The 19,813-nt window shown below is 71.1% G+C and carries 21 protein-coding genes and 1 rRNA gene; 9 read left to right on the top strand and 13 right to left on the bottom strand.

Annotated elements, in window-relative coordinates; genetic code table 11:
• Positions 1-6: 6 nt before the first annotated feature.
• Positions 7-123, top strand: a 5S ribosomal RNA gene (gene rrf, locus KBY32_RS21570).
• A 71-nt stretch (positions 124-194) separates the two neighbouring features.
• Here the strand turns inward: rrf and KBY32_RS21565 are convergent.
• Both KBY32_RS21565 and KBY32_RS21560 read right to left on the bottom strand, forming a co-directional pair.
• Positions 195-872 (bottom strand): response regulator transcription factor, encoded by a 678-nt coding sequence (locus KBY32_RS21565; RefSeq protein ID WP_210981225.1) that lies wholly within the window; start codon positions 870-872, stop codon positions 195-197.
• Positions 869-2,131, bottom strand: a complete 1,263-nt coding sequence (locus tag KBY32_RS21560; protein ID WP_210981224.1) for a sensor histidine kinase — start codon at positions 2,129-2,131, stop codon at positions 869-871. The genes KBY32_RS21565 and KBY32_RS21560 overlap by 4 nt, the downstream gene beginning before the upstream one ends.
• Before the next feature lie 85 nt (positions 2,132-2,216).
• Here KBY32_RS21560 and KBY32_RS21555 point away from each other — a divergent pair, with 85 nt between their 5' ends.
• Positions 2,217-2,789 carry a GNAT family N-acetyltransferase gene (locus tag KBY32_RS21555; protein ID WP_247689758.1) on the top strand — a complete coding sequence of 191 codons (573 nt, stop codon included), beginning with the start codon at positions 2,217-2,219 and terminating at the stop codon, positions 2,787-2,789.
• Positions 2,790-2,817: 28 nt separating this feature from the next.
• On the opposite strand, the gene KBY32_RS21550 is transcribed toward KBY32_RS21555, so the two are convergent.
• From KBY32_RS21550 to KBY32_RS21520, 7 genes are all read right to left on the bottom strand, one after another.
• Complete coding sequence (locus tag KBY32_RS21550; protein WP_210981222.1) at positions 2,818-4,404, bottom strand: type IV secretory system conjugative DNA transfer family protein; 1,587 nt, start codon at positions 4,402-4,404, stop codon at positions 2,818-2,820.
• A gap of 12 nt (positions 4,405-4,416) precedes the next feature.
• A complete protein-coding gene (locus tag KBY32_RS21545; protein ID WP_055624821.1) occupies positions 4,417-5,829 on the bottom strand; it encodes an ATP-binding protein in 1,413 nt (470 codons plus the stop codon).
• 6 nt (positions 5,830-5,835) lie between these two features.
• Complete coding sequence (locus KBY32_RS21540; RefSeq protein WP_055624820.1) at positions 5,836-7,395, bottom strand: SCO6880 family protein; 1,560 nt, start codon at positions 7,393-7,395, stop codon at positions 5,836-5,838.
• Positions 7,392-8,708 (bottom strand): hypothetical protein, encoded by a 1,317-nt coding sequence (locus KBY32_RS21535; RefSeq protein WP_210981221.1) that lies wholly within the window; start codon positions 8,706-8,708, stop codon positions 7,392-7,394. The genes KBY32_RS21540 and KBY32_RS21535 overlap by 4 nt, the downstream gene beginning before the upstream one ends.
• A complete protein-coding gene (locus KBY32_RS21530; RefSeq protein ID WP_210981220.1) occupies positions 8,698-9,504 on the bottom strand; it encodes a hypothetical protein in 807 nt (268 codons plus the stop codon). The genes KBY32_RS21535 and KBY32_RS21530 overlap by 11 nt, the downstream gene beginning before the upstream one ends.
• Before the next feature lie 195 nt (positions 9,505-9,699).
• Positions 9,700-10,008 (bottom strand): hypothetical protein, encoded by a 309-nt coding sequence (locus KBY32_RS21525; RefSeq protein WP_055624817.1) that lies wholly within the window; start codon positions 10,006-10,008, stop codon positions 9,700-9,702.
• A gap of 325 nt (positions 10,009-10,333) precedes the next feature.
• A complete protein-coding gene (locus KBY32_RS21520; protein WP_210981219.1) occupies positions 10,334-10,810 on the bottom strand; it encodes a MarR family winged helix-turn-helix transcriptional regulator in 477 nt (158 codons plus the stop codon).
• Positions 10,811-11,022: 212 nt separating this feature from the next.
• Between KBY32_RS21520 and KBY32_RS21515 the strand changes: the two genes are divergently transcribed.
• The gene (locus tag KBY32_RS21515) at positions 11,023-11,982 is read left to right on the top strand and encodes an alpha/beta hydrolase (RefSeq protein WP_210981218.1); all 960 of its coding nucleotides are present in this window, start codon (positions 11,023-11,025) and stop codon (positions 11,980-11,982) included.
• Positions 11,983-12,003: 21 nt separating this feature from the next.
• Here KBY32_RS21515 and KBY32_RS21510 read toward each other — a convergent pair whose 3' ends face one another.
• Positions 12,004-12,369, bottom strand: coding sequence for a DUF1330 domain-containing protein (locus KBY32_RS21510; RefSeq protein ID WP_210981217.1), 366 nt, complete (start codon positions 12,367-12,369; stop codon positions 12,004-12,006).
• Between the two features lie 250 nt (positions 12,370-12,619).
• Between KBY32_RS21510 and KBY32_RS21505 the strand changes: the two genes are divergently transcribed.
• Entirely contained in the window at positions 12,620-13,564 is a 945-nt protein-coding gene (locus KBY32_RS21505; RefSeq protein WP_374224978.1) for an NlpC/P60 family protein, read from the top strand.
• A gap of 195 nt (positions 13,565-13,759) precedes the next feature.
• Positions 13,760-14,470, top strand: coding sequence for a phosphatase PAP2 family protein (locus tag KBY32_RS21500; RefSeq protein WP_210981215.1), 711 nt, complete (start codon positions 13,760-13,762; stop codon positions 14,468-14,470).
• A 4-nt stretch (positions 14,471-14,474) separates the two neighbouring features.
• Here KBY32_RS21500 and KBY32_RS21495 read toward each other — a convergent pair whose 3' ends face one another.
• Both KBY32_RS21495 and KBY32_RS21490 read right to left on the bottom strand, forming a co-directional pair.
• Positions 14,475-16,034 (bottom strand): FAD-binding oxidoreductase, encoded by a 1,560-nt coding sequence (locus KBY32_RS21495; protein ID WP_210981214.1) that lies wholly within the window; start codon positions 16,032-16,034, stop codon positions 14,475-14,477.
• A gap of 89 nt (positions 16,035-16,123) precedes the next feature.
• Positions 16,124-16,288 carry a hypothetical protein gene (locus tag KBY32_RS21490; protein WP_210981213.1) on the bottom strand — a complete coding sequence of 55 codons (165 nt, stop codon included), beginning with the start codon at positions 16,286-16,288 and terminating at the stop codon, positions 16,124-16,126.
• 125 nt (positions 16,289-16,413) lie between these two features.
• Between KBY32_RS21490 and KBY32_RS21485 the strand changes: the two genes are divergently transcribed.
• Positions 16,414-17,253: a hypothetical protein gene (locus KBY32_RS21485; RefSeq protein WP_210981212.1), complete on the top strand. Its 840-nt coding sequence runs from the start codon at positions 16,414-16,416 to the stop codon at positions 17,251-17,253.
• Between the two features lie 100 nt (positions 17,254-17,353).
• The gene (locus tag KBY32_RS21480; protein ID WP_210981211.1) at positions 17,354-17,530 is read left to right on the top strand and encodes a hypothetical protein; all 177 of its coding nucleotides are present in this window, start codon (positions 17,354-17,356) and stop codon (positions 17,528-17,530) included.
• 16 nt (positions 17,531-17,546) lie between these two features.
• Here KBY32_RS21480 and KBY32_RS21475 read toward each other — a convergent pair whose 3' ends face one another.
• On the bottom strand, positions 17,547-17,927 hold the full coding sequence (locus tag KBY32_RS21475; protein ID WP_115508247.1) for a metal-sensitive transcriptional regulator: 381 nt from the start codon (positions 17,925-17,927) through the stop codon (positions 17,547-17,549).
• A 235-nt stretch (positions 17,928-18,162) separates the two neighbouring features.
• Between KBY32_RS21475 and KBY32_RS21470 the strand changes: the two genes are divergently transcribed.
• Positions 18,163-18,783, top strand: coding sequence for a DUF47 domain-containing protein (locus tag KBY32_RS21470; RefSeq protein WP_055624809.1), 621 nt, complete (start codon positions 18,163-18,165; stop codon positions 18,781-18,783).
• A 7-nt stretch (positions 18,784-18,790) separates the two neighbouring features.
• The gene (locus tag KBY32_RS21465; RefSeq protein WP_055624808.1) at positions 18,791-19,789 is read left to right on the top strand and encodes an inorganic phosphate transporter; all 999 of its coding nucleotides are present in this window, start codon (positions 18,791-18,793) and stop codon (positions 19,787-19,789) included.
• Positions 19,790-19,813: the final 24 nt, after the last annotated feature.

Genomic DNA, 19,813 nt, shown 5'->3' with positions numbered 1-19,813 from the left:
TAGTGTTTCGGTGGTCATAGCGTGAGGGAAACGCCCGGTTACATTCCGAACCCGGAAGCTAAGCCTTACAGCGCCGATGGTACTGCAGGGGGGACCCTGTGGGAGAGTAGGACACCGCCGAACAATTTTTGGGAAAGGGCTCACACCTTACGGTGTGGGCCCTTTCTGCATTTCCGGAGCTTTTCCGGAGTTGTTTATGACGGGTGCACCAGGCCCGTGTCGTAGGCCAGGATCACCGCCTGGATGCGGTCTCGGGAATTCGTCTTCGCCAGGATGCGGCCCACGTGGGTCTTCACCGTCGATTCGGCGAGGTGCAGACGCGTCGCTATCTCATTGTTCGTCCAGCCCTGGCCCACCACGGTGAGGATCTCCCGTTCGCGTTCGGTGAGGGCGGACAGGCGTGGGTCCTCACCCGTCACCACAGGGGCCCTCTCGGGAGCTCCCGACGGCAGGTGATGGACGTAGGCGTCCAGGAGGCGGCGGGTCACGCTGGGGGCGACCACCGCGTCGCCCGTGGCCACCGCCCGGATGCCGGCGAGGAGTTCCTCCGGCTGGGCGTCCTTCACCAGGAAGCCCGAGGCGTCGGCGCGGAGTCCGGCGTAGGCGTACTCGTCCAGGTCGAACGTGGTCAGGATCAGGACCCGGGTGCGGTCTCCGGCCGCCGTGATGCGGCGGGTCGCCTCGATGCCGTCCAGGCCGGGCATACGGACGTCCATCAGGACCACGTCCGGGTTCAACTCCGCCGTCATACGGACCGCTTCGCTGCCGCTGGCGGCTTCGCCGAGGACGGTCATGTCGTCCTGGCTCTCCAGGAGCATGCGGAAGCCGAAGCGCTGGAGGGTCTGGTCGTCGGCGATGAGGACGGTGGTCACTGCGGGGGTTCCTCCGGGAGGCTCAGATGGACGCGCCAGCCGCCCGCCGGGTGCGGGCCGGCCTCAAGTGTGCCGCCGTACAGGGCCGTTCGCTCGCGCATTCCGGGCAGGCCGCGGCCGTCCGGGCCCGGTGCGGGGCCGCCCCGGCCGGTGTCGGTGACCGTGGCGGTGACGGCGCCCCTCTCCTCGTACGACAGCTCTATGTGAGCGGTGGTGCCGGGGCCCGCGTGTTTGAGGGTGTTGGTGAGGGACTCCTGGAGGACGCGGTAGACGGTGAGCTGGCGGCCGGGGGAGAGGGTCGGGGTGCCGGTGACCGTGAGGTCGACGGGGAGGCCGGCCGCGCGGACGCCGCCGACGAGCTGGTCGAGGTCGGTGAGGCCCGGCTGAGGGGCGAGTGGGAGGCCCGAGGTCTCGTCGGGGTGGTCCTCCTCGCGCAGGACGTCGAGGAGGCGGCGCAGTTCGCCGAGGGCCTGACGGCTGGTCGTGGCGATGGCGTGCAGGGCCTGGGGCGCGCGCTCCGGGGACTTGGCGGCGGCGTACTTGCCGCCGTCCGCCAGGCCGGTGATGACGGAGAGGTTGTGGCCGATGATGTCGTGCATCTCCCGGGCGATCCGGGCACGTTCGGCCGCGGCGGCGAGCCGGGCCTGCTGGTCGCGTTCGATCTCCAGACGGCGGGCGCGGTCCTCGAGGGTCTCGGTGTGGTCGCGTCGGGTGCGGACGGTGATGCCGATGGCCGTCGCCACGGCGAACGTCATGAGGACGGGGACGATCGCCTGGTCCGGGCCGCCGCCCTGCGGATGACGTACGGCCGTGACCGTGGCGGTCGCGGTGAGCAGGGCCGCCGCCCACCACAGGGTGCGGGCCGGGCGGCGCAGCGCGATGTGGAAGACGACCAGCAGGTGCAGCATGACGGCCTGGAGGAGGATGCCCGTCCAGGCGTTGACGAGGGCGAACGGGGTCAGGGCCAGGAGGACGGTCCGCGGGTGCGTGCGGCGCCACAGGAGCGGCACGGACAGGCCCAGGCTGAGGGTGAGGACGAGCCAGCGGGGGCTGTCGGGGGCGCGGGTGACGGTGAGCCAGCCGCCGCCGTAGTAGTCGATCAGGGCCGCCGTCACCCAGAAACCGGTGAGGTGCAGGTCCCAGACGAGCGGACGGCGTGCGTCGAAGGCGCGGACGCGGCGGCTGACGCGCTGGACGTACTGGGTCAGCGGCTCGGCCGTGCGTGCCCCGGTGGCTGGTTGCTCCGTCACGTCGTCCATCGTGCGGGTTCTTCGCGGCCGGTCCCAGAGGCGTGGGGCGTATTCCGGATGAGCGATGTCGTACCCGGGTACTACGGTTGCCGTCATGTGCACCAACGGCTCCGAGAGCTATGTGATCAGGTCGATACGGGCGGACGAGTGGCCGGCCGTGAAGGAGCTGCGTCTCGCCGCCCTCCAGGACCCGGTCGCGCACCTGGCGTTCCTGGAGACGTACGAGGACGCCCTGACCCGGTCGGACGCCTACTGGCAGGAGCGGGCGGCCGGTGCGTGCGAGGGGGCCGACGGGGCGCAGCAGATCATCGCCGAGCGGCCGGACGGGGTGTGGGTCGGTACGGCCACCGTGCTGATGGAGGAGCCGGGCACGACGGACTGGGCCGGGCTGCCGGTGGAGCTCAAGCAGGGGCATGTCGTCGGGGTGTTCGTACGGCCCGAGGAGCGCGGGAGCGGGCTGACGGACGTGCTGTTCGACGCCGCCCTGGAGTGGGCCTGGTCGCGGGGCGCGGAGCGGGTCCGGCTCATCGTGCACGAGGACAACGCGCGGGCCCAGCGCTTCTACCGGCGGGTGGGCTTCGAGCCGAGCGGTGTGGTCATGCCGCTCGGGGGGCCGGGGGGCGACGAGGAGATGCGCGAGCTGGAGTTCGTCATCGAGCGGCCCTGATCGGCCGGCCCACGGGCGGGGAGTCGCTTCAGCCGGGGAGTTCGGCGTGCGGCCAGCGGGAGCGGGCTTGTTCGCGGGACCGGAGCAGGGCCAGGGTCGGCATACCCCGGTCCGCTCCGGTGGCCAGCAGCTCCGGCACCTGGGGAAGCGGAGCCACGGCGGCGACGTCGTCCAGGACGAGCGTCATTGGTGGGTCGAGGCGACCGGAGGATGACCGTTCGGCCATGCGCCGGCCGCGCTCGACCACGCTTGCGGCCAGGGCCGTCAGAAGGGGCATGGCGCCCGGTTCGGCTCTGGGATCCTCGATGGATTCACCCACCACGTAAAGCGTGCCCGTTTCGTGGACGAAGGAATCCAGGGTGAGGGTGTCGGTTCGGTGGGGCGTGCATGACTCCCGGATGTTGACCCGGGAGAGGGCGGCGAGGGCCCGGGTGGTCAACTCCTGGGCCATGTCCCGGCGTTCCGGGTGAGCGGTGAGGGCCGCCTCCAGCTCGCCCGCGGAGCCCGCCGCGGCCTTCGGGTGCGTGCGCAGGATGCGGACGGCGTCCTGGATCTGGGTGCCCTGGGACCAGCGGTGGACGTGCCGGACGGTGCGGCCGTCGACGGCGGCGGCGTGCAGATAGCTGCGCAGCAGGGTCTCGGCGGTGTCGCCGAGCGCCTGGTCCAGCCGGGAGGTGGGGCGGACCGGGGCGAGCAGTGAGGCGGCCCGGGCGGCGGCCGTCGCCTTGTCCTCGCAGCCGCTGGTGGGGGACCAGTGGAGGCGGGCCGGGGTGTCGCACAGGTGGCTGGGGTCGTACAGGAGGACGGGGCCCAGCTTGCCGCGGGCGTCCTTGGTGTCCTGCCAGAGCGCCGGGTTGGACGTGACGACGAGTGCGGCGCCCTCGGCGTCGAGGACGGCCTGGACGGCGCTGCGCAGGCGGGCGTCCCTGGGCGCCACGAGGAGCGTGTCGCGGGTGGTGAGGGCGTCCGGGAGGGGCGCGAGGGCCTTCTCGGCCAATGAGGGTGCCTTGTTCCCCAGCGGGGCGGCCGGCCCGGCGATCGCTTCCGGGTGCTGCCCGGCGACGGCTTCCGGCCGGCGCTCCACGGCGGGTGCGGTCTGCCGCGGCTCCTGCGTCGGCCGCACGGCCTCCGGCGCCGGGCGTACCGCCTCCGGCGCGGGCTCCGGTTCCGTGCGCGGGGCCGGCACCTCGTGGGGCGGAGTGTCCCGGCGTACGCGTCCGGCGTACGGGTGTCCGGCGCGGCGGGCGGCCCGGACGGCGCGCCAGCGGGCCAGCGTGCCCATCACGAACACGGTGAGTACGACCAGCACCATCAACTGGCCGATGAACAGCCCCCAGAACAGCCCGTAGCCGGACAGCTGGTCCGCCGGGGTGTCCGGCCAGGCGCCCGCGAGGTCGTGGGCGTCGCCGATCAGGGAGCGCATGGCGAGCGGTGTGCGGGGGATCGTGACGCCGTCCGGCCACGACCCGTGTGCGAACAGGCCCGCGAGGCCCGTCGCCGTCCACACCATCAGGGTCATGCCGAGGAGGAAGCCGAGTATGCCGATCAGCAGGCCGTCGGGAATGCCTCCCTGGCCCTCCCGGTCCCGGCGCTCCCCGCGGTCGTCCGGTCTCACGCTCGCCTCCCCCTACGCCACCGTCGATTCCGAGTCGCCCAGATGCTGTTCCACGAAGGCCGCCGCCCGTTCCTCCGCCTCGAGTTCGGCGGCGCGCAGGGCGTCGTGGGCGAGGTGGTCGGCGGACGACTCGGTCATCGCGCGGTCGGTGAAGACGAGCGGGCGTTCGGACTCCGTGATCAGGTGCTTGACCACCTGCACATTGCCGTTGACGTCCCAGACCGCGATGCCCGGGGTGAGCGACGGGATGATCTCCACCGCCCAGCGGGGCAGGCCGAGCACGCGTCCGGTCGCCCGTGCCTCGTCGGCCTTCTGCGCGTAGATCGTCCTGGTCGACGCCATCTTCAGGATGGCCGCGGCCTCCTTGGCCGCCGCGCCGTCGACGACGTCGGACAGATGGTGGACGACGGCGACGAACGACAGACCGAGCCGGCGGCCGAACTTCAGCAGCCGCTGGAACAGCTGTGCCACGAACGGGCTGTTGATGATGTGCCAGGCCTCCTCGACCAGGAAGATGCGCTTCTTCCGGTCGGGGCGGATCCACGTGTGCTCCAGCCACACGCCGACGATCGCCATGAGGATCGGCATGGCGATGGAGTTGCGGTCGATGTGGGACAGGTCGAACACGATGAGCGGCGCGTCCAGGTCGATGCCGACCGTCGTGGGGCCGTCGAACATGCCCCGCAGGTCACCGTCGACCAGCCGGTCCAGGACCAGCGCGACGTCCAGGCCCCACGCCCGTACGTCGTCTATGGCGACGTTCATCGCCTCCGCCGACTCCGGTTCGGGGTGGCGCAGCTGCTCCACGATGTCGGTGAGGACCGGCTGCCGTTCGACGATGGTCTCGTTGACGTAGGCGTGCGCGACCTTCAGGGCGAAGCCGGAGCGTTCGTCCAGGCCGTGGCCCATCGCCACCTCGATGATCGTGCGGAGCAGCGCGAGCTGGCCCGTCGTCGTGATCGAGGGGTCGAGGGGGTTGAGGCGGATGCCGTGGTCGAGGGCGGCCGTCGGGTCCAGCCGGATCGGCGTTATACCCAGCTGCTCGGCGATGAGGTTCCACTCGCCGACGCCGTCCTCGCCCTGGGCGTCCAGGACGACGACCTGGCGGTCGCGGAAGCGGAGCTGGCGCAGGACGTACGTCTTCTCCAGCGCCGACTTGCCGTTGCCGGACTCGCCGAGGACCAGCCAGTGCGGGGCCGGGAGCTGCTGGCCGTACAGCTGGAAGGGGTCGTAGATGTAGCCCTTCCCGGAGTACACCTCGCGGCCGATGATGACGCCCGAGTCGCCGAGACCGGGGGCGGCGGTCGGCAGGTACACCGCCTGCGCCTGGCCCGTGGACGTGCGCACCGGTGGCCGGGTCGTCTCGACCTTCCCGAACAGGAAGGACGTGAAGGCGTCGGTGAGGACGGACAGCGGGTCCCGCATCAGGTCCTACCTCCGAATGCCGGTGGCGAAGGGGAGTGTGTTCACGAATGCCCGGTGGTGCTCGCGGTCGCACCACTCCAGCTTCAGATACGACTTTCCGGCCGACGCCCGGATGGTCCGCTTGTCGCGGGCCAGGGCCTCGGGGGAGCGGGATGAGACGGTGATGTAGCCGACGAGGTTGACGCCGGCGGCGCCGCTCGCGAGGTCCTCGCCGCGCTGGTCGAGACGGTTGTGGGCGGCGATGTCGCGGGGGTCGACCGTGCGGTTCATCTTGGCTGCGCGGCTGGCCTCGGCCTCGTCGTTGGTCTTCTCGGTGAGCATGCGCTCGATGGCGATCTCGGTGGGTTCGAGGTCCATCGTGACGGCGACCGTGCGGATGACGTCCGGGGTGTGGACGAGCAGCGGCGCCAGGAAGTTGACGCCGACCGGGGTCATCGGCCACTCCTTCACCCAGGCCGTGGCGTGGCACCAGGGCGCGCGGGTGGAGGACTCACGGGTCTTCGCCTGGAGGAACGTCGGCTCCATGGCGTCGAGCTCGGCCGGCCAGGCGTTGCGCCGGGTCATGGCCTGGATGTGGTCGATGGGGTGGTCCGGGTCGTACATGGAGTGGATCAGCGACGACAGCCGGCCCTGGCCGAGGGGCTGGCGGACGCGGATGTCGGCCTCCTGCAGGCGCGAGCAGATGTCGGTCAGCTCGCGGGCCATGACCACGGCGAGCCCGGCGTCCCGGTCGACCTTGCCGCGGCCGTGCGGGCGGGCGGCACGGGCCATCGCCTGGGCCTCGGCAGCCAGCTCGCGGGTGTAGTGCATGCAGGCGACGAGGTAGGCGCGGTGCTGCTCGCTGCTCGTCGACACCATGGACTGCAGTTGGTCGTACGACTGCTGCAGCCAGGCCGGGGACCGGTCGTCGCCGCGGACGGCGACGTCCTTGGCGTGGGCGTCGGGGTCGGCGGGCAGGGTGCGGGCCAGCATCTGCAGACGGGTCACGAAGCCGTCGTTGTTGGCGACGTGCTTCAGCAGGGTGCCGAAGCGGTCGACCAGGGCCTCCTGGTCCTCGGAGTCGCGCAGGCCGACGCCGGGGCCCTCGATCTCGATGGCGGCGGTGACGGTCCGGCGGTCGGCGTGGAGCAGCACGGCGATCTCGTCGGGCCCGAACGGGGCCGCCAGCCAGGTGATACGGCCGATGCCCGGCGGCGGGCCGACCTCGACCTCACGCCCGTCGATGCGGGTGCCGGCCTCCATGGCGGAGGAGCGGTAGGTGGTGCCCCGGCGCAGGGTGCGCTTGTAGCTGCGGTTGATCTCGAACCACTTGTAGAACGTCCGGTGCTTGTACGGCACGTAGACGGCGGCGAGCGCGAGCAGCGGGAAGCCCATGAGCAGGACGATGCGCAGGGACAGGCTGGGGACGAGGAGGCCGCACATCATGCCGAGGAACGCGCCGGCGATGATCAGCGCGATCTCGCCGGACTCGCGGTTGCGGCCGACGATGGCGTTCGGCCGGGCGCGGCCGATGAGATAGGTACGGCGGGGCGTGACCGGATGGGACACGTGGGACTCGGTCGTCAACGCCCGTCACCTCCTGGACGGTTGCTGCGGGTGTTGCCTGCGTGCGGGGTGTTCACCGGGCTGCTCGAACGGGGGGCGGGTGCGGCGGAGGGGACAGATCCGCCGCCGTTCGAGGAGCGCGAGCTGTGGGCGGCGACGCCGCCGGAGGCCGGGTTGGACGGGCGGGGGGTGCTGGCCCCGCCTCCGCCGCCGTTGTTGTCGGCCCGGGAGCTGTGCGTCTTGATGCCCTGGGCGACGAGGGTGGCCGGGGAGCTGATGACGGCGGCGGCCTTGCTCTCGGCGCCGCGCATGATGCGGTTGTTGCGGGTGTTCGCGATCTCGTCGCCGAAGCCGGGCACGAAGCGGTAGATCATCGCCGAGGCGAAGATCGCGAGCAGGATGATCGCGAGGCCGGAGACCACGGCGGCGAGGGAGTCGGGGCCCTCCTCCGCGGCGAGGGCGCCGGCGAGGCCGAGGACGATGACGATGACCGGCTTCACCAGGATGACGGCGATCATGATGCCGGCCCAGCGGCGGACGTGGCCCCACAGGTCCTTGTCGACGAGCCCGGCGTACACGACGACGCCGAGCAGGGCGCCGACGTACAGCAGCACGGCCCGGAGGTAGAGCTCCAGATAGAGGACGCCGGCGGCGAGGATCGAGATCAGCGAGACCAGGATCAGCATGATCGGGCCGCCGCCGATGTCGTCGCCCTTCTCCAGGGCCTCGGAGAACGTGCCGAAGAACGTGTCGGTCTGGTTGCCGGTCGCCTTCGCCAGGACGTCGCTGACGCCGTCGGTCGCGGAGACGACGGTGTAGAGGATCAGGGGGGTGAAGGCGGACGCCAGCACCGTGAGCCACAGGAACCCGATGGCCTCCGACAGGGCGGTCGCGAACGGCACACCGCGCACGGCGCGCTTGGCGACGGCCAGCAGCCACAGGAGGAGGGTGAGGATGGCGGACGCGGCGAAGACGATGGCGTAGTGCTTCAGGAAGGTGAGGTTCGTGAAGTCGACCGTCGCGGTCTCCTTCACGGCCTCGCTGAGCCGGTCGACGGTCCACGCGGCGGCGTCGGCACAGCCCTTGGCGAGGGAGGAGAGGGGGTCGAGGGTGGTGGTGGGGTCGGTGAGGGAGGGGGTGCCGCCGCCTCCGCCGGATCCGCCGCCGTTGTCTTTCTCGCAGAAGTCCTTGGCGGGGCCGTGGATGAGGTCGCAGGGGTCGTTGCTCGGGGTCGGCGTGGGTGCCGCGTAGGCACGCGAGGCCATGAGGACGGCGGCGGTCTGTACGGCCGTGAGGACAGCGGCCACCCTGAGGGCGCTGCGGTTAGCGGGCATACGTGAACCCTCCGGACTCCTGGACGGCCTTCGCCATCTCGTCGGCGCTGGAGGCCCGCTCATCGCCGGGGACCGGTGTGGGGCCGTCTTTCTGGGAGTGCGTCACGATCTTCCAGTCGCCACCGGCCCACTCGAGCTTCATGGTGATGGTGAACCAGCTGCTCGTGACAGGGCTCGTCGACTTCTCACCGGCCAGGCCGAGCAGGCCGCTGCACCAGACCTCGACGGTCGAGCTGTCGGCGGAGGCGGCGACGACCTTGGTGCCGATCGGGCTCGTACGGGAGACGAACGTGTAGCCCGCCGGGGTGGAGCCGTCCTCGTTCAGGCCGACGTTCTTGTAGAAGGCCGCCGTGTAGGCCTGGTCGAGGCTGGCTTCGAACTCCGGGACGCGGGCGGGCGTGATGATGGTCCGCAGGATGTCGTCGCGCTTGGTCTTGTCGAACATGTCGGCCGAGCCGAGGGCGACGGCGAAGTTGGCGGCAGCGCTCTGCGCCCCCTGCTCGTCATGGGCGTACCCGCCCGGGATCCCCGCGGACTTGCCCTTGACCGGGCGCGTGCCCGTGGCCGCCGTGGACGAGGCGTCCGGCTTGTTCTCGTCGCCGGCGGACGCGCCGGAACCGTCGCCTCCACGGTTCGCGAAGGCGATCGCGGCGATGAGGAGCACGACCACGCCGACGACCGTGATCATGCTGCGGGACGACGAGCGCCCCCCTCTGCGCGCGCCCCCGTACACGTCGCCACCGGCGTCGGGCAGCCGGGTGCGGGTCTGCCCCTCCCGATCGTCTCCCAGACTCATGCCGCGTACGCCCCCTCGGCGTCGGACGAATACACGTTGGAGTACGACGGTAGCCGCGCTGGTTCCCGCGCGGGCGCGGTGTGGTGACTCGACATCAGGGAGACGCAACCTCAGCCGGTGGGCACGACGGGTGGGTGGGGGACAGCGAGCCGGGCGTGCCCGCAAGGACGGCCGGAAAGACGGACGGGTGAGGCGCTAGACAGCCATGCCGTACACGATGGTGAAGAGCGTGCCGAGGGAGCCGATGATGAAGACGCCCGTCAGGCCCGCCACGATCAGTCCCTTGCCCTGCTCGGCGCTGAAGGTGTCCCGCAGCGCCGTGGCGCCGATGCGCTGTTTGGCCGCCCCCCAGATGGCGATGCCGAGGCAGATCAGGATGGCGACCGCCATGACGACCTGGATCATCGTCTTGGCTTCGTTTCCCAGTGCTCCGAACGGACCCCAGTCCGGGGCGATCCCGCCGATGATGGTGTTGATGTCGCCCTTGTCGGCCGCAAAGAACATGTAAGTCACCGCCCCTGTTGGGTAGTTCCACGGTCCCCCCGCATTGAGCAGAGGTCAGGTCTCATTCTCGCCGACAATGACGCTTCCGTATGTCGACTTGGCGTCATTGATGGTCGGGATTCGTACGAATAGCTCGTATGGTCACTCTGTGTATCACGCCACGTTACGCCGGGCAACGAGGCCTGAGCGGAACCTGGGGTGTGGTTCTGTCGTTAGCCCCTCTTCGCGCCGGTGCCGCTTCTGACGGCCTCCGGGGTGAGGGGTCGTGCCCGTGTGCTGCGGGTGAAGGCTATCCCGCCCGGGTGAACGCGCGCGTGACAGGGTGTCAGGCCTCCCGGCGACCGCCGACGTTCGCCGTGATGAGCCGCAGAAGCTCTTTGGCCAGGGCGTCCTGTTCGGCCGTCAGGCCCATGGCGTCGCCGATCGCGAGCGGTACGGCGGCCGCGCGCTCGCGCAGCGCGGCGCCGGCCTCGGTGAGGCGCAGGGCGACCGAGCGCTCGTCGTCGGGGCGGCGCTCGCGGCGCAGCAGCCCGCCCGCCTCCAGGCGCTTGAGCAGCGGTGACAGGGTGCTGGACTCCAGCTGGAGGGCCGCGCCGAGCTCGCGCACGGAGATCGAGTCCTGCTCCCAGAGGACCAGCATCACCAGGTACTGGGGGTAGGTCAGGCCCAGTTCCTCGAGGAGTGGCCGGTATCGAGCGGTCACCGCGCGGGAGGCGGCGTACAGGGCGAAGCAGAGCTGGTCGTCCAGGAGCAGGGAGCCGGGGCCGCGCGCGGGCGGTTCGGGCGTCGGGGTCGGGCTCATCGCGGTCGCTCCTGGTGCGGCGGGTGCTTCCTGTGTGTTCCCCAAGTGTATCGAGAGCCATCTCATCGAGCCCTAAGGAGTCGGCTACCAATCCATCGCACGCTAATAAGTTGCGTACGACTTAATCGGGCGCTACTTTTACGTCGTGCCGCCGAACCCGGCAAGCCGGCCGGGCGGCCCTGCCCGCGGCACCCCGATCCGAGGAGATCGCCATGACCGAGTCCCACCGCCCCGTTCTCGAGCCCGCCGCCCAGGCGTTCGCCGAGGCGACCGCGCAGCCTCCGTACCTCTTCGACCTCGGGCCGGAGGCCGGGCGCAAGGCCGTCGACGAGGTGCAGTCGGGCGAGGTGGCCAAGCCGGACGTCGACGAGGAGTGGCTGACCGTCGCCGGTGGGCCCACCGGGGAGGTCCGGGTCCGGATCGTCCGTCCGGCCGGGGTCACCGGGACGCTGCCGGTGATCGTCTATCTGCACGGCGCCGGCTGGGTGTTCGGCAACGCCCACACCCACGACCGTCTCGTCCGCGAACTGGCCGTCGGCGCCGGGGCCGCGGTCGTCTTCCCCGAGTACGACCTCTCGCCCGAGGCCCGCTATCCCGTCGCCATCGAGCAGAACCACGCCGTGTCGCGCTGGGTCGTCGCCGAAGGCGCCGGACACGGCCTCGACGCCGGCCGGATCGCCGTGGCCGGTGACTCGGTGGGCGGCAACATGGCGGCGGCGCTGACCCTGATGGCCAAGCGGCGCGGGGACGTCCCGCTGGTGGCGCAGGTGCTCTTCTACCCGGTCACCGACGCCTCGTTCGACACGGAGTCCTACCACCGGTTCGCCGAGGGGTACTTCCTGCGCCGGGACGCCATGCGGTGGTTCTGGGACCAGTACACGACCGACGCGGCCGAGCGCGCGCAGATCACCGCCTCGCCGCTGCGCGCCACCGTCGAGCAGCTCACCGGCCTTCCGCCGGCCCTCGTCGTCACCGCCGAGGCGGACGTGCTGCGGGACGAGGGCGAGGCGTACGCGAACAAGCTGCGGGAGGCCGGGGTGCCGGTGACCGCCGTGCGGTACCAGGGCGCGATCCACGACTTCGTGATGCTGAACGCGCTGCGCGGGACGCGGGCCGCCGACGGGGCCATCAAGCAGGCGATCGGCGTGCTGCGGGACGCCTTCGGGGCGTGACGGCGGCCCGGTGAGGGACCGTCAGCCGGCCGTCCCGGCATCGCCGGGCGCCAGGCTCGCGCGTACCGCCTGCGCTGTCGAGCCCGGGTCGTACCCCTCGGGGACCCCGTCGACCAGGATGATGTCGCCCCGCGCGTGGCGTGTGCGCAGCGGGGCGATCTCCCGGTAGGCGGGGGAGTTCCACCAGGCGCGGGCCTCGGCGAGAGCGGGGAAGGCGATCATCACCACGGCGCCGGGCCATTCGCCCTCGACCGTCTCGTGCGCGGTGCCGTGCACCAGGAAGCGGCCGCCGTACGGCTCGAAGGTCGCGGTGATGCGGTCGATGTACTCGGCGACCTCGGCGTGCGGGGTGACGTCGCGCAGGTGGGCTATGGCGTAGGCGGGCATGGGGTCCTCCCGGAGGGGTCGGTTCGGTCGGAGCGAGCGGCCTGTGACCGGGATCGTGGCACGCCGGCCACGCGGGGGGCGATTACCCGCCGGGTCATGCGGGGGCGCCGGGTGGGCCGGTTGCCGGAGCCCGAGGGCGGGAAGCTCCTACACTGGCGCGGGCGGACTCCCGGCGGGTGAGGGGCGGTTGACGGTGCGTAAGGCTTGGATCGTGGCGGGTTCCGCCGTCGCGGCGGGGCTGAGCTTCGTGATGGTGCTCGTCGTCGGGGTGTATCTCGTCGCCGGGAACCTGGCCGGCGGTCTGAGCGGCGGCGCCCGCAATCTGGCCAAGGGCGCGGTGCCGGCCGCGTACCAGGCGCTGGTGGAGAAGTGGGGCAACCTCTGCCCCGCCATCAACCCGGCCCTGCTCGCCGCCCAGCTGTACCAGGAGAGCGGCTTCAACCCGAAAGCGCAGAGCGCGGCGGCGGCCCAGGGCATCGCGCAGTTCATCCCGGGCACCTGGGCCACCCACGGCATCGACGGCGACGGCGACGGCGACCGTGACGTGTGGGACCCGGCGGACGCCATCCCGTCGGCCGCGTCGTACGACTGCTCGCTCGCCAAGTACGTGAAGGACGTGCCCGGCGACCCGAAGCGGAACATGCTGGCTTCGTACAACGCCGGGGCGTACGCGGTCATCAAGTACCGGGGCGTGCCGCCGTACAAGGAGACCCAGAACTACGTGAAGACGATCACGACGCTGGAGGAGAGCTTCGCCGCGCCGGCCGCGCGGCTCGACCCGAGCAGGCAGGCCGCCGGGGCCATCGCCTACGCGCAGAAGAAGCTGGGCACGCTGTACCTCTGGGGCGGCGACGGCACCGCCGAGGACGGCGGGCGCTTCGACTGCTCGGGGCTGACCAAGGCCGCGTACGAGAGCGTCGGGATCACGCTGCCCCGGGTCGCGAACGACCAGTGGAACGCGGGACCGCATCCGGCCAGGAACGAACTGCTGCCGGGGGACCTGGTGTTCTTCTCGGACGACCTGGGGAACTCACGGGCCATCCGCCATGTCGGCATTTATGTCGGCGGCGGGTACATGATCGACGCCCCGAGAACAGGTGCTGTGATCCGGTTCGACCCGATCGACACCCCCGACTACTTCGGCGCGACCCGCGTGACGGAGGATGGCGCGAAAGCGCTGCCCACGACGGTGTAGACGGAGCGTCAACCCTCCCCCTGAGCTGCGATGACGGGTCTCTCTTCGATAACGTCTGCGTGATCATTCAGTGGAGTGTGGAACGTAATGACAGGGACCGTGCGTTCCTGGTGACGTAGCCGGATCTACAACCACGGGGGTGGCGGAACGGCGTACGCAGGATGCGCCGAGAGACGATGAAGGGGCCGCGGCATCATGGCTGGACTCGCAGAATCCGGGTCGAACCCCGACGTCGAGCTGCTGTACGACATCAATGGCCTGGCCAAGGACGCACCGCACTGGTTCGACCGGGTCATGGAGTACGTCGGTGAGTACGGCGTGCTGCTCGGCCTGGTCCTCGCCGTGCTCTGGTGCTGGTGGACCGTACGGCGGCGCGGCGCGGAGGACGCGGCCTCCTCGGTGGCCGCGCTCGTGTGGGCGCCGCTGGCGGCGGGCATCGCCGTCCTCGTCAACGTCCCGATAAGGGGCTTCGTCGAACGCCCCCGGCCCTTCAACGACCATCAGGGCCTCGAGGTCCTGGTCAGCGGCAAGACCGACTACTCGTTCGTCAGCGACCACGCCACCATCGCGATGGCCCTCGGTGTCGCCCTGTTCGTCGCCAACCGGAAGTTCGGGCTCGTCGGCATCGGCCTCGCGCTGCTCGAAGGTTTCTGCCGGGTCTACATGGGCGTGCACTACCCGACCGACGTCGTCGGCGGATTCGCGCTCGGCACCGCCGTCGCCCTGCTGCTGTCGCCCCTCGCCATGGCCCTGCTGACGCCGCTGATGTCCGCCATCGAGCGGTCGCCGCGCGCCGGCCGGCTCATCCGGGCCCGGGGAACCGCCGGTGACGACGGCGGCCGCGCGGTGCTGCGCGGCTCCCGCAAGGACGGCTCCGGGGCCGAGGAGCGGGACCTGGCCGCCTGAGGCCTTACAGGGCCTGCGGGTAGGTGAAGAAGCCCTCCGGGTCGTACTGCAGCTTCAGCTTCGTCAGCCGGGTCGCCGCGTCCCCGTAGTACGCCGTGCGCCAGTTCCTCAGGGACGCGTCGGTGTAGTTCTGGTACGCGGCGCCCGAGGCGTAGGGGCGCATCGCCTCGTGCGCGGACGACAGCCAGGACTGGACGGCGGTCCCGGACGTGCCCGCCCGCCAGGAGCCGATGTACTGGGCCAGCATCCGCGAGCGGCGGTGCACGAACGCCGTCGCGGTCGGGGAGACCCGGTTCACGGCTCCGCCCAGGGCCGTCAGCGCGATGCTGCCCGAGCCGCCGCGCACCGACTCCATCTGCCGCATCAGCGTCCGGATGCCGGCCGCCGACAGGGAACTGTCGAAGAAGTCCGACCTCGCCGCGTACGTCTCCCGGCCCAGCGCGCCCTGCGGGGAGCGGCCCGGAGTGTCGCCGGGCAGATGGCACTGCGCGTCCGAGAACGAGGAACAGCCCGCGTACAGCTCCATCGACTCCTCGTAGGAGCGGCGCTTGAGGACGACGTTGCGCGCGGGGCCGGGGCCGCCGGGGCCGTCGGCGAGGCGGTCGACGGCGTTCTGCAGCTCGCCGTAGGTGCCCAGCGAGAACGCGGACACGGAGACGGTGGGGGTGGCGCCGGCGCCGCCGAGGTGCAGCGCCGACCAGATCTCGTCCGGCTGGGACGGGCCCCACTCCTGCCACGCCCGGATCACCGCGGCCGCCTTCGACCAGGGCCAGCTCATGTACGCGGTCACCGACTGCGGGGCGGGGTGGGTCTTGAAGTGCAGCTCTGTGACGACGCCGAAGTTGCCGTTGCCGGCGCCCCGCAGGGCCCAGAAGAGGTCCTTGTGCGTGGACGCGTCGGCGGTGAGCCGCTTGCCGTCGGCGGTGACGACGACGGCACGGGTGAGGCTGTCGCAGGTCAGGCCGTAGGCGCGGGAGGTGACGCCGTGGCCGCCGCCCAGGGTGAGGCCGGAGACGCCGACGGTCGGGCAGGAGCCGGCGGGTATGGTCACGCCCTTCGCCGCGAGGGCGCGGTAGACGTCGATGAGCTTGGAGCCGGCGCCGACGACCGCGGTGCCGCCGGAGACCCGGATGCGGTCGAGCCGGGAGACGTCGACGATCAGACGGCCGTCGCCGGAGGACCAGCCCGCGTAGCTGTGGCCGCCGTTGCGGATGGCGACCTTCAGACGGTGGGCGCGGGCGTAGGCCAGCGTGGTGCGGATGTCGTCGGCGTGGGCGACATAGGCGACGGCTGCGGGCTTCAGATGGTCGAAGCGGGTGTTGTAGAGCTGCCGGGCCGCCGCCCAGGAGGCGTCGCCGGGGCGGACGAGGGAGCCGTCGAGGTCACGGGCGAGCGCGGCCCAGGAGGCGGGGGCGGAGGCGGCGGAGGTGCGCGGCCGGGTGCCCGTCGCCTTCGGCGAGGACGAGGACGGGGTGCCGTTGCCGCTCGCACCGGCCTCGCAGGCGGTGGCCGTCAGGGCGGTGAGCGCCGCCGCGGTACCGCCGATGAACGTACGCCGTTCCATGTCGCCTCCAGAGGTCACGTGGAACGAGACGGGGTGGCGCGGCGTGGGGTTCCATGGGCGGGCGGGCCGGTGGTGGCGGGCGGGAACGGTCAGCCGCCGGTATGCGTCTCCGCGTCCGTGCGGGCCTGGCTTCGCGCGCGGCGGGCCGGACCGCGCCAGCCGCAGATGCACCGGGCCGTGCAGAAGGGGCCCTGCTCCACCGTCGTCGTCCGGTGCAGCGCGGGCTCGTCGCGGTGTTCGTCCTGCTGTGCCATCGCCCTCACGGTACCCAGGGCGGGAAGGCGCGACGCGCCCGGCGGCGTGACGGGGACTCCCACCGTTCGTTAAGCGGAACGACAAGGAGCCCGTGACGGACGTACCGGCTGGGGGTAGGCAGGCGATGGCGGAGAGGCAGCAGCACAGGCGCATGCGGGGAGCCGGCGTCGCGGTGGGTCTCCTGTGTGTCTGCCTCGCGGGCAGCGGGTGCGCGCAGAGCGGGGCCGCCGCCGAGGACGCCCGCGGCGGAGATCCGGTCGACCTGGTGCGGGAGGCCGCCGACGCGCTCGTGGACGCCCGCAGCTCCCGGGCGCGTACGTCCATGGAGATGGCCACCGGCGGCACCCGGGTCACCATCCGGGGCGAGGGCGTGTACGACTTCGGGCGGCAGCTCGGGCGGCTGAAGGTACGGCTGCCGCAGGACCCCGCGGGGACGGCCGGGCAGCGGCCCATCACCGAGCTGCTCGCGCCCGGCGCGCTGTTCATGAAGAACCGCGGCGCCGGTGTGCCCGCCGACAAATGGGTGCGGGTGGAGACCCGGTCCCTGACCGACGGGAACCTCGTCACCGGCGGTGCCACCGACCCGTACGCCGCCGCCGAGGTGCTGCGGGGCGCACGGACCGCGACGTATGTCGGGCGGGAGGAGATCTCCGGGACGCGGGTGCGGCACTACCGGGGGACCGCCGACCTGGGCGCCGCGGCACGCAGGGCGTCCGACGGGAACGCCCGGGCGCTCGAGGCGGCGGCGAAAGGGTTCGCCACGGACCAGGTGCCGTTCGACGTCTACCTGGACGACAAGGGGCTCGTCCGCAAGGTCAGGCACCGCTTCAGCTTCGTCAACGGACAGCATCGCAGCGCCGTCGACGTGACCTCCACCACGGCGCTGTACGACTTCGGGGCCCCCGCCGACGTCCGGCTGCCGGACGACGACGACATCTACGCCGGGCAGATCGCCGAGGAGTAGAGGGGTCCCACCGGGGCATTGAGGACTAGCCCGTCCGTGCCATGCGCGGTCTGTAGGCCGCTCCCTACTCTAGGAAGCCGGTGACGGCGGAGAAGAGGTGATGCGCGTGGCTCCGGTCGGCGGTACGGCAGTTCAGGACCACGTGGCCCTCGCCGAGATCGAGCTGTGCGGAGAGCTGATCATCGCGGCGTCGGCCGCCCGTGAGGAGCGGCTCAGCCTGGAGAGCATCGACGAGGTGCTGCGGGTCGCGGAGGAGCGGGACACCCGGGCCCGGTGACCGGGCGGGCGGACGCTCAGGTCCGCAGCAGACGGCCGATGGCCTTCGTGGCCTCCTCGACCTTCGCGTCGATCTCCGCACCGCCCTTGAGGGCCGCGTCGGCGACGCAGTGACGGAGGTGCTCCTCCAGCAGTTGCAGCGCGAAGGACTGGAGCGCCTTCGTCGACGCGGAGACCTGCGTGAGTATGTCGATGCAGTAGACGTCCTCGTCGACCATGCGCTGCAGACCGCGGATCTGGCCCTCGATCCGGCGCAGCCGCTTGAGGTGTTCCGACTTCTGGTGGTGGTAACCGTGGACGCCGCGGTCGTGATCCGTCACGATGTCCGCGCCGGCCGTCGTCTCCACGGCGTCGTCGGCGGCGGAGGGCGCACCCGCGCCGGCCTCTGTGGTCGTCATCGCGTCCTCCCGACGTAAACCGCTTCTATACCCCTACCGGGTATATCGTATCGAACTTTGCCGGGTAGGGGCGTGATGACCACCACCCGTGGGCCGGGCCGACCCCGGCTTACGGGCGGCCCCCGTGCCGACCACTCTGCCTGATGGGCGACACTGGGAGGCGGCCCATTAGCCGTGGCCGGATGATGCGCCTAGCATCAGCCTGACCGAAACCGATGCATCCTGAGGACCACACGTGCGATTTCGTCTGACCCCCCGGGAGACGAGCTTCTACGACATGTTCGCCGCATCCGCGGACAACATCGTCACGGGCTCGAAGCTCCTGATGGAACTGCTCGGGGCGGACACCGCCGGCCGAGCCGAGATCGCCGAACGGATGCGGGCCGCGGAACACGCGGGTGACGACGCGACGCACGCGATCTTCCACCAGCTGAACTCCTCGTTCATCACGCCGTTCGACCGCGAGGACATCTACTCCCTCGCGTCGTCCCTCGACGACATCATGGACTTCATGGAGGAGGCCGTCGACCTGGTCGTCCTCTACAACGTCGAGGAACTGCCCAAGGGCGTCGACCAGCAGATCGAGGTCCTGGCGCGCGCGGCCGAGCTGACCGCCGAGGCCATGCCGAACCTGCGCACCATGGACAACCTCACCGAGTACTGGATCGAGGTCAACCGCCTCGAGAATCAGGCCGACCAGATACACCGCAAGCTGCTCGCCCACCTCTTCAACGGCAAGTACGACGCCATCGAGGTGCTGAAGCTCAAGCAGATCGTGGATGTGCTGGAAGAGGCTGCGGACGCCTTCGAGCATGTGGCGAACACGGTGGAGACCATCGCCGTCAAGGAGTCCTGACCCCTTCATGGACACCTTCGCTCTGATCCTGACCATCGGGGTCGCGCTCTTCTTCACGTACACGAACGGCTTCCACGACTCGGCGAACGCCATCGCCACCTCGGTGTCGACGCGCGCGCTGACGCCGCGCGCCGCGCTCGCCATGGCGGCCGTGATGAACCTCGCCGGTGCCTTCCTGGGCTCCGGGGTCGCCAAGACCGTCAGCGAGGGCCTGATCGAGACGCCCGAGGGCTCGACGGGCATGGGCATCCTGTTCGCGGCGCTCATCGGCGCGATCGTCTGGAACCTGATCACCTGGTACTTCGGGCTGCCGTCGTCGTCCTCGCACGCGCTGTTCGGCGGCATGGTCGGCGCGGCGCTGGCCGGCGGGACGAAGGTGTACTGGGACGGCGTCCTCGACAAGGTCGTCATCCCGATGTTCGTGTCGCCGGTCGTCGGCCTGGTGGCCGGCTATCTGGTGATGACGGCCATCCTGTGGATGTTCCGGCGGGCCAACCCGCACAAGGCCAAGCGGGGCTTCCGTATCGCGCAGACGGTGTCGGCGGCCGGTATGGCCCTCGGGCACGGCCTGCAGGACGCCCAGAAGACGATGGGCATCGTGGTGATGGCGCTGGTCATCGCCGACGTCGAGGACTACGGCGACCCGATCCCGGTGTGGGTGAAGATCGCCTGTGCGCTGATGCTCTCGCTCGGCACCTACGCGGGCGGCTGGCGCATCATGCGCACCCTCGGCCGCAAGATCATCGAGCTGGACCCACCGCAGGGCTTCGCCGCCGAGACCACCGGCGCCTCGATCATGTTCGGCTCGGCGTTCATCTTCCACGCGCCGATCTCCACCACCCATGTGATCACCTCCGCGATCATGGGCGTGGGTGCCACCAAGCGGGTCAACGCCGTGCGCTGGGGCGTCGCCAAGAACATCGTCCTGGGCTGGTTCATCACCATGCCGGCGGCGGCGGTCGTCGCGGCCGTGTCCTTCTGGATCGTGGATCTCGCGGTCCTCTGAGGCCGCCTCGCTGCGCCGTACGTA

Source organism: Streptomyces sp. RK62 (assembly GCF_018070255.1).
Lineage (GTDB): Bacteria > Actinomycetota > Actinomycetes > Streptomycetales > Streptomycetaceae > Streptomyces > Streptomyces nigra.
The sequence above is the reverse complement of the archived record's forward strand: the minus strand, read 5'-3'. Positions and strand labels throughout refer to the sequence as shown.

Excerpts from the sequence above, each read along its gene's own strand:
- KBY32_RS21560 (WP_210981224.1), bottom strand. The coding sequence starts at position 2,131 with ATGGACGACGTGACGGAGCAACCAGCCACCGGGGCACGCACGGCCGAG.
- KBY32_RS21555 (WP_247689758.1), top strand. The coding sequence starts at position 2,217 with ATGTGCACCAACGGCTCCGAGAGCTATGTGATCAGGTCGATACGGGCG.
- KBY32_RS21545 (WP_055624821.1), bottom strand. The coding sequence starts at position 5,829 with ATGCGGGACCCGCTGTCCGTCCTCACCGACGCCTTCACGTCCTTCCTG.
- KBY32_RS21535 (WP_210981221.1), bottom strand. The coding sequence starts at position 8,708 with ATGCCCGCTAACCGCAGCGCCCTCAGGGTGGCCGCTGTCCTCACGGCC.
- KBY32_RS21530 (WP_210981220.1), bottom strand. The coding sequence starts at position 9,504 with ATGAGTCTGGGAGACGATCGGGAGGGGCAGACCCGCACCCGGCTGCCC.
- KBY32_RS21525 (WP_055624817.1), bottom strand. The coding sequence starts at position 10,008 with ATGTTCTTTGCGGCCGACAAGGGCGACATCAACACCATCATCGGCGGG.
- KBY32_RS21520 (WP_210981219.1), bottom strand. The coding sequence starts at position 10,810 with ATGAGCCCGACCCCGACGCCCGAACCGCCCGCGCGCGGCCCCGGCTCC.
- KBY32_RS21515 (WP_210981218.1), top strand. The coding sequence starts at position 11,023 with ATGACCGAGTCCCACCGCCCCGTTCTCGAGCCCGCCGCCCAGGCGTTC.
- KBY32_RS21510 (WP_210981217.1), bottom strand. The coding sequence starts at position 12,369 with ATGCCCGCCTACGCCATAGCCCACCTGCGCGACGTCACCCCGCACGCC.
- KBY32_RS21505 (WP_374224978.1), top strand. The coding sequence starts at position 12,620 with ATGGTGCTCGTCGTCGGGGTGTATCTCGTCGCCGGGAACCTGGCCGGC.
- KBY32_RS21500 (WP_210981215.1), top strand. The coding sequence starts at position 13,760 with ATGGCTGGACTCGCAGAATCCGGGTCGAACCCCGACGTCGAGCTGCTG.
- KBY32_RS21495 (WP_210981214.1), bottom strand. The coding sequence starts at position 16,034 with ATGGAACGGCGTACGTTCATCGGCGGTACCGCGGCGGCGCTCACCGCC.
- KBY32_RS21490 (WP_210981213.1), bottom strand. The coding sequence starts at position 16,288 with ATGGCACAGCAGGACGAACACCGCGACGAGCCCGCGCTGCACCGGACG.
- KBY32_RS21485 (WP_210981212.1), top strand. The coding sequence starts at position 16,414 with ATGGCGGAGAGGCAGCAGCACAGGCGCATGCGGGGAGCCGGCGTCGCG.
- KBY32_RS21480 (WP_210981211.1), top strand. The coding sequence starts at position 17,354 with ATGCGCGTGGCTCCGGTCGGCGGTACGGCAGTTCAGGACCACGTGGCC.
- KBY32_RS21475 (WP_115508247.1), bottom strand. The coding sequence starts at position 17,927 with ATGACGACCACAGAGGCCGGCGCGGGTGCGCCCTCCGCCGCCGACGAC.
- KBY32_RS21465 (WP_055624808.1), top strand. The coding sequence starts at position 18,791 with ATGGACACCTTCGCTCTGATCCTGACCATCGGGGTCGCGCTCTTCTTC.